We start from the raw sequence: 14,115 nt of genomic DNA, 5'->3' as shown, positions 1-14,115 counted from the left end.
GATTACATCTTTTCATACGGGTGGAAGGTTTTCTGCAACTGGCGAAGCTGATCAATACGGGCATCGTAACGCGCCTGCTGCAAGCTTCCGAGTTTGACCTGTGAACTGGCACTGCTCAGTAACTTGATGGCTTGATCGAGCCGTCCTACCAGCGCCTGGCCTTCGGCTCGCGCCGCCAGTTCCAGATCGCGATGGTTCAGGGCCGCTTCCGTTTGTGCCAGTAAATCCCAGCCGTTGACATCATCTTTCCAGTTAAAGGTGTAGCGATTGAGGATCTTTTCCGCTTCACCCGGCTGGCCGCTCGTCAAATATGCATTGGCGAGGTTCAGTTGCAGCACCGGATTGGTTCTCAGGTCCTTCGCGTTTTTAAGACGATTAATGGCATCACTGCCTTTGTTCTGCCCCAGATCGATATCCGTTGCCAGGTCAATATACCAGGCATTATTGGGATCGACGCTTAACAGTGGTTGCAGTGACTTCATGGCCTCCGCGTAATTTTTGCCCTCCATAGACTGCAAGGCCCGTCCGTAAAGCGCTGCGCGTTGTTCGCGTACGTTGCCTTTTGCCCAGGCATCAATCTGATCGCTGGTCAGCTGGTTACGCCCGGATTTATACATCCCCAACGTCCTGGCCTTTGCCAGATAATAATCCTCTGACGATTGTACGACGACGGGGCGCATCTGGTTTGCACGGTTACGGGCGTCGGAAAGACGGCTTTCCGGTAATGGGTGGGTCAGCAAAATTTCTGGCGGACGCGTGGAGTAACGCGCCTGGTCGAGCAGTTTTTCAAGAAAGGTCGGCATTGCCTGCGGGTCGAATCCGGAACGTTGTAGCACCTGGATACCAATGCGATCCGCTTCCTGCTCATTTTGTTGCGTAAAGCTGATCATTCCCTGGCGCGTCCCTGCCAGCGTACCGGTCAGAGCCGCCATCCCGGCTTGTGGGCTGGCCATTGCCAGCAGGATCGAACCGAGGGCACCCGCCCAGGTCAGGGGGGCGCTACGTTTCTGATCTTCCATAGCACGAGCCAGATGGCGTTGAGTGACGTGGGAGATTTCATGCGCCATTACCGACGCCAGTTGGCTTTCATTATCGGCATAACGAAACAGTGCTGAATGCAGCACGACATTACCGCCAAAGAAGGCGAAGGCGTTGATTTCGTCATTATTGACAAGGTAAAAATGGAAAGGAGTTTTCACCGAGTCAGCATGGGCGACCAGTCGCATCCCCAGCGAATTGATGTACTGCACCAGCAGAGGATCGTTAATCAGTGGCGCACTGCCGCGCAGCTGGCGCACGTAGTAATCGCCCATCTGCATTTCCTGGCCGATTGACAGGGTGCTTCCTGCGGAGGTTCCCATATCCGGCAAGCTGTCTGCCGAATCCGCAAAAGCGGGCACTGCCTGACCAACCATCACTGCAGCGATTAGGGTTGCGACCAGCGTTTTTTTCAACTGCCTGAACATAACCTCATTCCTGTATAAAAGGTGTTACCGTTTGACCAAAGGCGCGAAACTTGGTTCCTGCGCACTGGAAGAGGAAGTTTAGCTGCGTTATCTGAGGATTAAAATCTTTTTACCCCGTAGTAATGTTTCCGCTAAAGGCGATAAAAAGCGAAGTCTTTTTTGTGACATTTCGATACACTTCCTCTACTCACACCGCTCAATCCGGTTCCCCCGGAAGGAACATATGCTCGAATTGTTGATGCAGTGGTATCGCCGTCGCTTTAGTGACCCTGAAGCGATTGCGCTGCTGGTAATTCTGCTGGCCGGTTTTATTATCCTCTTCTTTTTCAATGGCCTGCTTGCCCCCCTGTTGGTCGCGTTGGTACTGGCTTACCTGCTTGAATGGCCAACGGTTCGACTGGAACGCATTGGTCTCTCCCGACGCTGGGCAGCATCGATGGTGTTGATTCTGTTTGTCGGTATTCTGATGGTGATGGCCTTCGTGGTGATGCCTGTCGCCTGGCAGCAAGGGATGAATCTTATCCGCGATATGCCGGGGATGCTCAACAAACTCTCTGATTATGCTGCCACACTTCCGCGCCGCTACCCGATGCTAATGGATGCCGGCATCATTGATGCGATGGCGGAAAATATGCGCGCCCGTATGCTCGGCATGGGCGACTCGGTGGTCAAATATTCCCTTGCCTCGCTGGTCGGCCTGCTAACACTGGCCGTCTATCTGGTGCTGGTGCCACTAATGGTCTTCTTCCTGGTGAAAGACAAAGAGCAGATGCTCAACGCTGTGCGCCGGGTACTGCCGCGTAACCGAGGACTTGCAGGTCAGGTCTGGAAAGAGATGAACCAGCAAATTACCAACTACATTCGTGGCAAAGTGCTCGAAATGATCGTCGTGGGCGTTGCCACCTGGTTTGGTTTCTTGCTCTTTGGCCTCAACTACTCGCTGCTGTTAGCCGTACTTGTCGGTTTCTCGGTGCTGATTCCTTATATCGGCGCCTTTGTGGTCACTATTCCGGTTATTTGTGTGACGCTCTTTCAGTTTGGTGCAGGCACAGAGTTCTGGAGCTGTTTTGCTGTCTATCTGATCATTCAGGGGCTGGACGGTAACCTACTGGTACCGGTGCTCTTCTCTGAAGCGGTGAATTTGCACCCGCTGGTCATCATTCTGTCAGTGATTATTTTCGGCGGGCTGTGGGGCTTCTGGGGCGTCTTCTTTGCCATCCCGTTGGCGACGCTGGTCAAGGCGGTGATTCATGCCTGGCCAGATGCCGTGGTGGTTGATGACCCGCATTGATTTTTTCAGTTCCCCTCTCCCAAGGGGCGAGGGGACCATTCATGCTCAGTGCCCGCTATTCTGATTACGCAAATAGATAATCCAGTAGGTTACGCCCACGAGTAACCCGCCGCCGATAATATTGCCAATGGTTACCGGGATCAGATTTGCGGTAATAAAATTGCCGACGGTTAAGGCCGGGAAGTTATCGGCTGATGAGTGCACGGCCGTCCAGAAACTGTCTGGGGCGAAATCACGAATGAGAATAGCCAGAGGAATAAGAAACATATTGGCGATGCTGTGTTCAAAACCGCTGGCGACAAACATGCCGATGGGCAGCAGCATTGCCATAATTTTATCCGTCAACGTATGGCCGGAATAACTCATCCACACTGCCAGACAGACCATCAAATTACAGAGTGTGCCGAGGCAAACGGCCTCAATAAAGGTGTGGTGCATTTTATGATCGGCGGTTTGTAATACGTTCAGCCCCCACAGGCCATTACCGTTCATATGCTGTCCGGCAAACCAAATCAGGGCGACAAAAAACAGTGCCCCGACCAGATTGCCCAAATAGACCACAATCCAGTTCACGATAAGCTGTCCCCAGCTTATCAGGCCACTGGCTTTCGCCATCACGGTGAGCACCGTGGAGGTAAAAAGGTCGGCACCACATACCACCACCAGAATCAGTCCAAGCGAGAAGCACATGCCCCCCGCCAGTTTTGCGAGTGCAGTTGCCGGGGACGGGCCGGTGGTCACGGTAATATAGAAAACGAAGGCAATCGAAATAAATACACCAGCGGTCACGGCGAGAAAGAAGGACAACTCTTTCTTCTTGCTGACTTTGTATAAACCTGCCTGTTCGGCAACTTTGGCCATTTCTGCGGGAAGTCGCAGATCAAAAGCATTGCTGGTATCCATGAATATCTCCTGATATCTACGCGAATAAAGCGAACCCGATAGAGGGGGACAATATTGACACTCGCCGTGATATGCATAGCGCGTACCAGATGCGGATATTTTCTGGTCAGCAAAGCGTTAATTGGCTCACAGTTAACATCAGGAGAAATAAAAGGATTAGAGCACTTCCCGCACGGCAATACCCAGGCGCTGCATACGTGAAAGCAGGGTGGTGCGTTTCATGCCGAGTTTGGAAGCAGCACCGCGCGGACCCGCAACAATGCCATTGGTTTCTCGCAGAACCTGAATGATGCGTTGACGTTCTTCTTCATCATTTTCAGGTGGTTCGGTATGCATCATTTCCGCCACTTTGGGCAGCGGGAACGGGAACGGGTCGTGTGCAACCGGCTGAACCATGCTGGTAGGTTGAGCGTTCAGGTGCAGGCTCAGCGTATTGTCTCTTGAAAGCAGCACCGCACGTTCAATGATGTTTTCCAGCTCCCGTACGTTGCCTGGCCACTCGTAGCGCATGAGTTGACGCATGGCTTCAGTCGGGATGGTGTCGACGGAGCGGTTCAGGCGGCGTGATAATTTTTTGGTGAAGTAACGTGCGAGCAGAGGAATGTCATCCGGGCGGTCACGCAGTGGCGGCAGAACCAGCGGGAAGACGTTTAGGCGATAGAAGAGATCGTTGCGGAACTCACGGTCAATCACCATCTGTTTCAAATCGCGGTTGGTGGCGGCAATGACGCGCACGTTAACCGGGATAGTCCGCGTGCCGCCAATGCGCTCGATCTCTCTCTCCTGCAACACGCGGAGCAGCTTCGGTTGCAGTTCAATGGGCATATCGCCAATTTCATCCAGAAACAGCGTGCCGCCATCGGCCATCTCAAAGCGTCCCCGATGGGTATTTATCGCCCCGGTGAAAGCCCCTTTATCGTGACCAAAGAGCTCGCTTTCCAGCAGACTTGAGGGGATGGCTGCACAGTTAATTTTCACCAGCGGTTTATCTTTGCGCAGACTTAGCTGGTGAATGGCGCGCGCAATGACCTCTTTACCGGTGCCTGTCTCGCCGAGAATTAAGACCGTACTGTCGCTGAGTGCGACAATGTCGACTTGTTGCAGCACATCACGCATTGCATCGCTTTGGTAGATGATGTCGCCAAAACTCTGGTTAGAAAGAATTTGTTCGTTGAGTTTACTGTTCTCATTTTTGAGATTTTCTTTCAGATGGGTGACTTTCCGGTAGGCCTCGGCATTATCGACGGCAATGCCAATTCTGTCGGCAATCTGGCGAAGTAATCGACAATTTTGCGTACTAAACAGCGTCATGTCGGTGTGTGATAACACCAGCACACCTGTCGATTGATGGCTGAAGGCCAGTGGCAGAATAAAGACAGCTTCCATGCCCCGGGCCGCCAACGACTGAAGCAGTGGGTCGGTCAGCCATTGCTGAGGATCATCTTTCTTTTGCAGCAAGGAGGCATGATTTTCATTCAGTGCGCTCGTAAGCAGCGCACTTTCACTGCGTAATGGATGATGCTGACTGTCAGGCTGGGACGCTGTAAAGTCGGTCGAGTGCCAGATCAACTGGCGAGACCGCAGGGCGTCGCGCAATACCATACTGATGTTATCCACGCCAAAGAAGCGATGGATCTCTCGCGATACGTCGACGACCAGTTCGTCAATGTCCAGATGTGAGAGCACGGTATTGGTGATATCCACCAGTACCCGGTCGTGGTCACGTTCCTGTTGCAGTGCCACCATCGCAGTTTCCAGCCCTTCCCGAGTGATGTCCCCTTCCAGTCCCTGCGTGGCGAGTCGGGCAAGCCACGCAAACATCGTATTGTCTTTGTCGCAGAAGGTGCCGCCATCGGTGCGCACAAAACGTAGCTCAGCCATCGTGTCACCCGCAAGCAGGATCACATGAACGGAACTGTCGCTAATCTGCCCTGCATATTCATCCGTGCAGAATTCGTCGCTACCATCATCAAAACAGCGATAAAAACGGGTATGGCCGAGACACAATTCGACAAACTGGACGGGACTGAAGGGCGGGGGTAAGGGGATGAACGCCCGTAGCACGGACGCCTTGTCTTTTTGTTCCAGCAAGCGCTGTAAAATCATGGGTACTGCATCCTTCCAGAATCAATTGCACACAAAAGCAGACAAAAGCGAGTACAGGCCAGCATTGAGCGACCTCCTTAACCGTTGTGTTAGCGTGATTTTTCTTCATCGGTACGCAAGCGGGGCCACGTATTATCCTACTATAACCCTGTTTTTTGTAGTGTTACCCGCTTCACGTATACATTAATTGTCATACTAATTGATTAGGAATTGATGATGCTTATGGTTTACCTCACCAAACGGACCATCAGATAAATCGCGGGTTCCTGCGCAATATCTTGTAAATGCTGGAGCATTTGTTCACTCCAGCCGCACCAGGGTGACTCTGCTTCCCTGGCAAGATGGGCAAAGGCCGGGGCCAGAATGTTAATGTGGCTGGCATCAATCACAATCTCCCCGAAGGTCAATAAGCCGCGCATTTTACGCTGTGCTTCACCTTCCAGTAGCCCCAGCCAGGCTTCGTACTGGTCGAGCGGGCACTCGAGCACCACGTTGAGGCAGTCGATCACGCCCACGTGGTGACCAATCGCCAGCGAGTAGTACATCACCTGGCGGCTCTTCTCTTCTACATTGACGCTGTCATCAACAAATTTCTGTCGTAGCGTCCAGAACATCACCTTACCGCCGAACTCAGCCATGTTGACGCTCCATTTCTGCGATCAACTGCTGCACTATCGATGTCAGACGAGGATCTGCCGCCTGGTGCAGCCAGCCGTGAAGGCGTGAGATTCGTTGCTCCGGCTCGCCTTCCGTCAGCAGGGCAAAGAAGCGATCGGCAATTTCCCGTCCCTGGCGGTAACCGGCTAACTGACGCGCCAGGCGTTCAATATGTACCCGCAGTGCCAGCGGCACCGTGGGCCAACGTACTGTGGCGATTTCATTCTCCGCTTGTTGATAGTCGATAGCGTGCAGTTTCTGCTCCAGCAGCCCGAGCGCCACCGCAAAACCGTGGATGGTGGCGGCAGGCGTGGGTGGGCAGCCAGGAATCCAGACATCAATAGGCACAATGGTGTCACTTCCGCCCCATACGCAGTACAGATCGTGGAAAATGCCACCACCGACGCCGCAGGCACCGTAAGATATGGCGATTTTATGATCGGGGGCCGAATGCCAGGCACGCAGCGCGGGCATGCGCATTGCACGCGTGACCGCGCCTGTAAACAACAGAATATCGGCGTGGCGCGGCGAGGCGACCACCTTGATGCCAAAGCGTTCGGCGTCAAACAGCGGCGTAATGGCGGAGAAGATCTCTATCTCGCAGCCGTTACAGCCGCCGCAGTCGACGCGATAGACGTAGGCGGAACGTTTGATATCGCGCAGTAACACCTGCTTCATTTGCTGCGCTTGCTCATCCAGCGAAATAGGCTGGCTGATGTGCTGCGTTAGCGTCAAGGAATCCGCGCTCATGCTTGCTCCTTAAGATAGTAATGAACGTTGGTACTGCCGCGATGTTCCAGCGCAGCACGACGTTTACAGGCCGGACAAACCTCGGCCTGTGCACGCAACGTCTTAATCAGTTCCGGTTTTGCCTGGTTTAGCGCCAGCAGTTCAACAGCCAAAGCGACCGATTTCTCCGGGGCGAAGGGCTGGTGGCACTCTGAACAGTGCTGTAAGCGGAAGGTGGCACGCACAAAGAGATCGTCTTTGCGGGTGACGGCCAGCTCGAAATCTTCAGTCAGGCGAATAGCATGAGTCGGGCAAACCTCTTCACAGCGGCCGCAGTAAATGCAGCGGCCAATGAAAAGTTGCCAGACACGCGCGTTATCCGCAGGCAAGGTTTCCATGGTCAGGGCATTGGCCGGACAGGCTGTCGTACAGGCACCGCAGGCAATACACTGTTGCGGGTCAAGCTCAGGTCTGCCGCGAAATCCCGGGCAGACCTCCAGTGGTGCAAACGGGTATTTCACCGTCACATCGCCCGCCCTGAGAATGGTCTTCAACAATTTAAGCATCGTATCTTCCTTATTTCAGTGGCGAATTGCGACGTTCAATGCCGTAGCGTTCGATCTCTTTGTACGGCACGGTGGTGGATTTACGTTTACGGATATCCACCAGGGTCACGCGGTCAGTGCACGAGTAGCAAGGGTCAAGGCTACCGATGATCAGTGGTGCATCTGAGACAGTGTTGCCGCGCAGCATATAGCGCAGCACCGGCCAGTTGGCGTAAGTAGCGGCACGGCAGCGCCAGCGGAACAGTTTCTGGTTATCACCGAGCATGCTCCAGTGCACATCCTCACCGCGGGGCGCTTCCACATAGCCGAGAGCAAATTTATGTGGCTGATAGTTAAAGCCTTCAGTCAGCAGCGGCGTGTTTGGCAGGTTATCCAGGGCGTATTCGATCATTGAAAGAGAATCGAAGACCTCTTTTACGCGCACCATCACACGGGAGAAAACATCGCCATTCGGCCAGCTGAACAGGGTTTTGGGCAGGTTGCCGTAGTCGGCATAGGGATGATCAAAGCGCATGTCGCGGTTAAAGCCACTGCCACGGATCAGAGGACCAACCGGGCTGTAGTCGCGGGCAATTTGCCTGTCCAGCACGCCAACACCTTGAGTACGCTGGGCAATGTTCGGCGTGGAGAGCAGCATATCCACCAGTTGCGTGACTTCAGCGCGCATCTCTCGCACCAGTTGAATTGTCTTCACGCGCTGCTCTTTGAGCACGTCGCGACGAATGCCGCCGATCAGATTCAGACCGTAGGTTTTGCGTGAGCCGGTGAGCAGTTCCGCCATGGTCATTGATTTTTCACGGATACGGAAAAACTGCATAAAGCCGGTATCGAAACCGACGAAGTGGCTGGAGAGCCCGATATTCAATAAGTGGCTGTGCAGACGTTCAACTTCAAGCAGCACGGAACGGATGGTATGGGCGCGTTGCGGCACCACAATACCCAGCGCATTTTCCACTGAGGTGGTGTAGGCCACGCTGTGGGCGAAGCCACATATCCCGCAGACGCGGTCTGACAGGAAGGTGACTTCGTTGTAGCCCATGCGGGTTTCCGCCAGCTTCTCCATGCCACGATGCACGTAAAACAGGCGGTAGTCGGCATCCACAATGCGTTCGCCGTCGACAAACAGGCGGAAGTGGCCGGGCTCATCAGAGGTAATGTGCAACGGGCCAATCGGCACGATGCGTGCAGAGTTCCCCCCTTCGTTGATAAACGAGTAGTTCTCGGTGTCGGTGGTGGGTTCCGGTCGCGTGCGATAATCCATGGTATCTTTGCGCAGCGGATGCAAATCGTCTGGCCAGTCGTCCGGCAATACCAGACGACGCTGATCCGGCAAACCTACCGGGATCAACCCGTACATATCGCGAATTTCACGTTCGCCCCAAACGGCAGCGGGGACTTTCGGTGTCACGGAAGGGAATTCACGGGTCGTGGCATCCACCAGCGCTTTCACCACGATCCAGCATTTTTCTGCACCCTCCATTGAGAGTGCGTAATAGACCGCATAATGGCCGTTCAGGGTACGTTCATCGTTACCAAACAGTACAGGCAACCAACCATCGTGCTGGTAGTAGAGATAATGCACGATGTCCGGCAGCAGATTGAGTTTCACCGTGATAGTGGTTTGCTCAAAGGTTTGTCGCTCTTCTTCAAGAATCGCCCCAGGGAACTGCGCATTTAACGCCGCAAGGTAGGCACCGCCACGAGGGGCATCGAGATTGACACTCTCTAAATAACTCACTTTAACTCTCCCTGAACCCGCGTGGGCGTAGCCGTTGTGGCGGTGGTGTCGAAGGACGCCCACAGCCAGCTAAATTGTGTTGATTGTTCATCGTTACCGGACATCACAATGGCGGAGGCATTTGCCAGCATTTTGCTGACCGGTTGTGGAATATGGGTACCCATGACCAGCATCATCGCCAGCAATATCACCATAGGCAGGGTGGTAAGCCAGCCAAGTTCTCCAGCCGCCACTTCTTGTGGTGGGGCGGCAAACAGCGCTTTAGCGACCATGCGCACCAGACCACCGAGGACAATAGTCAGCAGTAACAGCAGCACAATGGTCACGGTTAAATGATCTGCAGCAAGACCTGCGGTGACGGTCATAAATTCGCTCAGGAAGATGTTGAACGGGGGCATTCCACCCAGCGCCAGTGCTCCGCCGCCGAGCAGCACGGCGGTAAAGGGCATCACTTTGAGCATGCCGCAGACCACATCCAGATTGCGGGTGCCGTATTTCAACAGCACATTGCCAGAGCCGCAGAACAGCAGCGTTTTGGCGAGACTATGGTTCAGGGTATGCAGCAGAGCGGCCAGGATGCCCAGTGGGCCACCGATACCGAGCGCCACGGCCACCAGTCCCATGTTTTCTACGCTGGAGTACGCCAGCAGGCGTTTCATATCCTGCTGGACGAGGATAAAAAACGCTGCAACTGCCACGGAGAGCAGGCCAAAGATCATTAGCAGCATATTGGGGAAGCTGTTGCCGATAGCGTGGCAAATAATGATGTAGTAGCGAATCAGCACCAGCAGGGCGCAGTTCAGCAGAACCGCCGAAAGCAGAGCGCTCACCGGGCTCGGGGCTTCACTGTGGGCATCCGGCAACCAGGCGTGCATCGGGAACAGGCCGGTTTTGGTGCCAAAGCCAATCAACACGAAGACAAAGGCCAGTACCATCAACGTTGGGTCAAGCCTGCTGCTCTCTTTAAGTACCTCGGTCCAGAAGATGGCATGGTCTGGCTCTACCATAAAACTGGCGGCGTTGGCGTATACCAGTACGGTGCCGAAGAGGCCGAAGGCCACGCCCACGGTACAGATGATGATGTATTTCCATGCCGCTTCCAGCGACGAGCGTTGACCGTAAATCCCCACCAGGAAAGCGGAACTGAGGGTGGTGGCCTCAATAGCTGCCCACATCACAATCAGGTTATTGCTGGTGACGACTAACAGCATGGTGAACAGGAACAGGTGGAAAAAACCGTAGTAGTTGCACAACGTACCCACGGTGATTTCGCCGTGGTCCACTTCGTGTCGCATGTAGCCAATCGAGTAAAGGCCGGTAAGAAAACCAATAATACCGAGCAGGGAGAGGAACAGACCACTCAGGCTATCGATGTGTAGCCAGCGGTGCGCGCCGAAAATCTCCCCTTCTTTGACCGCTTCTGCCACTGTCCACAATGCAACGATCATCAGCACCGCGATACCTATCGTATGTACGGCGGTGACGAGCCCCCGCGCGGCATCGCCCCGCAGGCGGCAGGCAAAGCAGAGGATCGAAATCACCAGCGGCGTCAGCAGTAGCAAGGTGAACATTAATGCGTGACTCATGTTGTTATCCTTTCAGCGCCGTGAGGTTGTTAACATCCAGCGTGCCGTGGGTACGCCAGATTTTTCTCGCCAGCAGTGTCATGACAATCACCGCGAAGATGGCATCGGTGGCGATACCTATTTCCACCAGCTCCGGGGCACGCCAGGCCAGCAGTGCCAGCACGAGATGCGAGCCGTTTTCCATCAGGCAGTAGCCAAACACCTGACGCAGAATATTGCGCTGGCTGATGATGCACAGCAGCCCAAGCAGGAAGTGGCCGAGGGCAACGGCGAGCGCTGGCTTAAGTTGTGCCACCATTGGCAATTGCACCGGGCGCACCACAAACCAGCAAAGCAGTACGATCCCGGCGGCCATCAGCACCAGAGTCGCCGGGCCAAACAATCGCTCCCCCTGACCGGCTGGTGCCATTTTGCGAAAGGCGTAGCCCATGATGAGCGGCACCAGCAGCACTTTGGTGAAGAATGCGCTGATGGACCACATGCGCAGTTGCTCTGCATCGAGCAGCTCTGACAGGGTGAAAAATATCGATACCAGCACCAGCGATTGCAGCGCGTACAACCAGCAGGAGACGGTGTAGCGTCTGGCGCAGGTGACCAACAACGAGGTAAACATCATTAGCCCCGCCAGATTGTTAACGAGCAGTGTTCCAGTCATCTTCGACTCCCTTATCCCATCCACGCTGCGGCAATCACGCTCGAGCAGAGCGACATTGCCACCAGAATCACCAGTACAACCTGCATTGCCCAGGGCAGTGGTGCAGCCTGCGCCACCTCTTCACTGGGCTCACCCGGCACCACCCGTCCGAACCAGTAAATGAACCAGCCAAAACTGGCGACGGATTCCACCAGGGCTAAAATCATCACGACGAGAAAAATCGGATAGTGGTCGGAGAGGGCAAAGCCGGCGGCAAACAGTGGGAACTTGCTAAAAAAACCGCTGAACGGCGGCACACCGGTAATGGCCAGAGCGGCAACACAAAAACCGATGCCTGCCAGTGGCAGGGTACGCATCACCCCACGCAGGCGTGGGAGCATACGTGTGCCGCAGCTGTAACTGAGTGCGCCCGCAACCAGGAAGAACAGACTTTTGGCGAAGGCATGGTTGAAGATGTAAACAATCCCCGCGTTGAAGGCCATTTTCGAGCCGAAGATGGAGAGTGACAGCGCGAGGAAAATCCATGCCAGCTGCGAGATGGTTGACCATGCCAGCAGTCGTTTCATGTCTTTCTGTGGCAAGTACATTAAAAAGCCATACACCAGCGTCAGGGTCGCCATAGTGACGCCCACCCAACCAATAATGTGTGGGATTTCCCCGCCTTCTGAAATGGCACGGGCAAAGATGTAGACGCCTACTTTCACCATCGACGCGGCATGTAAGTACGCACTGACCGGCGTGGGGGCTTCCATCGCATCCGGCAGCCAGGCTTGTAACGGTAACTGCGCCGATTTACCCCAGGCGGCAAACAGGATGCCACCGTAAACGATTAACGCCGCACTGCCGTTTAACTGGTTCATCGCGCTCAGCGCGAAGGTACCGGTTTGCAGGAACAGCGTTGCTGCTGCCAGATAAAGCCCCAACGAACCGACATGAGTGATGAGCAGAGCCTTCATGGCCGAGCGCTGAGATTTCTCAGACTGGTAGTAGCTGATTAAAGCCCATGAGCAACCGCCGGTAATTTCGAAGAACAGCAACTGACCCAGTAATGTGGATGAAAGCACCAGACCGGACATCGCACCGATAAAAATCAGCAGGAAGGCGTAGTAGCGATTACTGCCGTCGTGCGGGTGCTCTCGGTTGCCACGGGTCAGATACCCCGTAGAGTAGAGGGCGACTAACAGACCCAGGAACACCACCACAAACAGGATCAGAGTGCTTATCCGGTCTACTGTCATGCCAAACAGGGCGACTTGCCCAATGCTCAGCATCGGGATGTCGACGGCTTCGCTACCTGCGGCGTGAAAGCCCGCTGCAAGAGCGACCGTGGCAATTGTTGCCAGCAGGGCAATCACCGTGGCAAGCATGGGCGCGGTCTGCCGGGGGGCCAGGGAGACAATCAGTGCGCCGATAAAAGGCAGCAACAGGACCGTCAGGGTAAGAGTTTCCATAGTTATTCCGCGCTCCTTACAGACCGGTTAACCAAAGAACATACGACAGCGCGGCGAGACTGAAGCCGAGCCAGGTAAGGTGGTGTGTCAGCAGGAACCGACCACGCGCCAGTGAGTTTTCCACCACCGATGCCAACACAAACACCGCCAACAATTTGATGAGTGTGATGACCAGCGCCAGGATCATTGCGCCTGCCGTCAGCGTGCCGGCATTGCCGAACGGGAAGAACAGGGCGAGAAACAGCGAGGCCATGACCACTTGTTTAAGCCCGATCCCCCATTTCACCAGCGCAAGGCCTGCGCCAGAGTATTCCGTGAGCGGACCTTCCTGGAGTTCCTGCTCTGCTTCGGCCACGTCGAAAGGGATTTTTCCCATCTCAATAAAGCACGCGAACCCGCAGGCCAGCATGGCGAGCAGCGTGGCAACCGGAGAAATCCAGCCCGCTGCCAGCGTAGTGCTGATGGCCCCCACGTTGGTGGAGCCAGCTAACAGGGCGAGCACCAGCAGCGAGAGGATCAGCATCGGCTCAACCAGAATCCCCAGCGTCAGTTCACGGCTGGAGCCAATGCCTGCAAAGGGACTGCCGGTATCCAGCCCTGAGAGGGCGAAGAAAAAGCGGAACAGCGCGAACAGGTAAATCAGAGTGATAAGGTCGCCTGCCCCGGCAAACGGGGAGGTGCGAAGAAACAGCGGTAAGGTCATGGCGACTACCAGCATGCTGCTCAGCAGCACCCAGGGCATGACGCGGAACATCATGCCGGAAGAGGCGGGAGCCACTTCCTGGCGTTTAAGCAGTTTTTGCAAATCGCGGTAGTCCTGCAAAATTCCTGGTCCACGCCGCGAGTGCATTCTGGCGCGAATCTGGCGCGAAATACCGGTAAACAGTGGTGCGAGCACCAGCAGGAACGCCGCCTGGAAGAGGGCAAACAGCGCCATCGACCAGTCAGGGGTTGGTTCTAACATGTT

General features: G+C 54.8%; 11 protein-coding genes and 1 pseudogene. 1 reads left to right on the top strand and 11 read right to left on the bottom strand.

What is annotated here, in order from left to right; genetic code table 11:
* Nucleotides 1–2: 2 nt before the first annotated feature.
* Nucleotides 3–1,466: a beta-barrel assembly-enhancing protease gene (bepA, locus tag AC5JPW_RS19855; RefSeq protein ID WP_494242824.1), complete on the bottom strand. Its 1,464-nt coding sequence runs from the start codon at nt 1,464–1,466 to the stop codon at nt 3–5.
* A gap of 223 nt (nt 1,467–1,689) precedes the next feature.
* Between bepA and AC5JPW_RS19850 the strand changes: the two genes are divergently transcribed.
* The gene (locus AC5JPW_RS19850; RefSeq protein ID WP_494242823.1) at nt 1,690–2,757 is read left to right on the top strand and encodes an AI-2E family transporter; all 1,068 of its coding nucleotides are present in this window, start codon (nt 1,690–1,692) and stop codon (nt 2,755–2,757) included.
* A 45-nt stretch (nt 2,758–2,802) separates the two neighbouring features.
* Here the strand turns inward: AC5JPW_RS19850 and focA are convergent, their stop codons facing one another.
* The 10 genes and pseudogenes from focA to AC5JPW_RS19800 all read right to left on the bottom strand — a co-directional run bounded on the left by focA (nt 2,803) and on the right by AC5JPW_RS19800 (nt 14,112).
* On the bottom strand, nt 2,803–3,660 hold the full coding sequence (gene focA / locus AC5JPW_RS19845) for a formate transporter FocA (RefSeq protein WP_494242822.1): 858 nt from the start codon (nt 3,658–3,660) through the stop codon (nt 2,803–2,805).
* Nucleotides 3,661–3,816: 156 nt separating this feature from the next.
* Nucleotides 3,817–5,778 (bottom strand): annotated as a pseudogene (locus AC5JPW_RS19840) (sigma 54-interacting transcriptional regulator); the annotation flags it as partial.
* A gap of 215 nt (nt 5,779–5,993) precedes the next feature.
* Nucleotides 5,994–6,404, bottom strand: a complete 411-nt coding sequence (locus tag AC5JPW_RS19835; protein ID WP_494242821.1) for a formate hydrogenlyase maturation HycH family protein — start codon at nt 6,402–6,404, stop codon at nt 5,994–5,996.
* Nucleotides 6,397–7,173, bottom strand: coding sequence for an NADH-quinone oxidoreductase subunit B family protein (locus AC5JPW_RS19830; protein ID WP_494242820.1), 777 nt, complete (start codon nt 7,171–7,173; stop codon nt 6,397–6,399). The genes AC5JPW_RS19835 and AC5JPW_RS19830 overlap by 8 nt, the downstream gene beginning before the upstream one ends.
* Nucleotides 7,170–7,718 (bottom strand): hydrogenase 4 subunit H, encoded by a 549-nt coding sequence (hyfH, locus tag AC5JPW_RS19825; protein ID WP_494242819.1) that lies wholly within the window; start codon nt 7,716–7,718, stop codon nt 7,170–7,172. Before hyfH ends, AC5JPW_RS19830 begins: the two co-directional genes overlap by 4 nt.
* A 10-nt stretch (nt 7,719–7,728) precedes the next feature.
* Entirely contained in the window at nt 7,729–9,456 is a 1,728-nt protein-coding gene (locus tag AC5JPW_RS19820) for a hydrogenase large subunit (RefSeq protein WP_494242818.1), read from the bottom strand.
* Complete coding sequence (locus tag AC5JPW_RS19815) at nt 9,453–11,042, bottom strand: hydrogenase 4 subunit F (protein WP_494242817.1); 1,590 nt, start codon at nt 11,040–11,042, stop codon at nt 9,453–9,455. The genes AC5JPW_RS19820 and AC5JPW_RS19815 overlap by 4 nt, the downstream gene beginning before the upstream one ends.
* A 4-nt stretch (nt 11,043–11,046) precedes the next feature.
* Nucleotides 11,047–11,697 (bottom strand): hydrogenase 4 membrane subunit, encoded by a 651-nt coding sequence (hyfE, locus tag AC5JPW_RS19810; RefSeq protein WP_494242816.1) that lies wholly within the window; start codon nt 11,695–11,697, stop codon nt 11,047–11,049.
* A gap of 11 nt (nt 11,698–11,708) precedes the next feature.
* Nucleotides 11,709–13,148 carry a hydrogenase 4 subunit D gene (locus AC5JPW_RS19805; RefSeq protein WP_494242815.1) on the bottom strand — a complete coding sequence of 480 codons (1,440 nt, stop codon included), beginning with the start codon at nt 13,146–13,148 and terminating at the stop codon, nt 11,709–11,711.
* A 16-nt stretch (nt 13,149–13,164) separates the two neighbouring features.
* A complete protein-coding gene (locus tag AC5JPW_RS19800; protein ID WP_494242814.1) occupies nt 13,165–14,112 on the bottom strand; it encodes a respiratory chain complex I subunit 1 family protein in 948 nt (315 codons plus the stop codon).
* Nucleotides 14,113–14,115 lie beyond the last annotated feature (3 nt).

It is taken from the genome of Phytobacter sp. (assembly GCF_059074235.1).
This window is presented reverse-complemented; position numbering and strand designations above follow the sequence as displayed.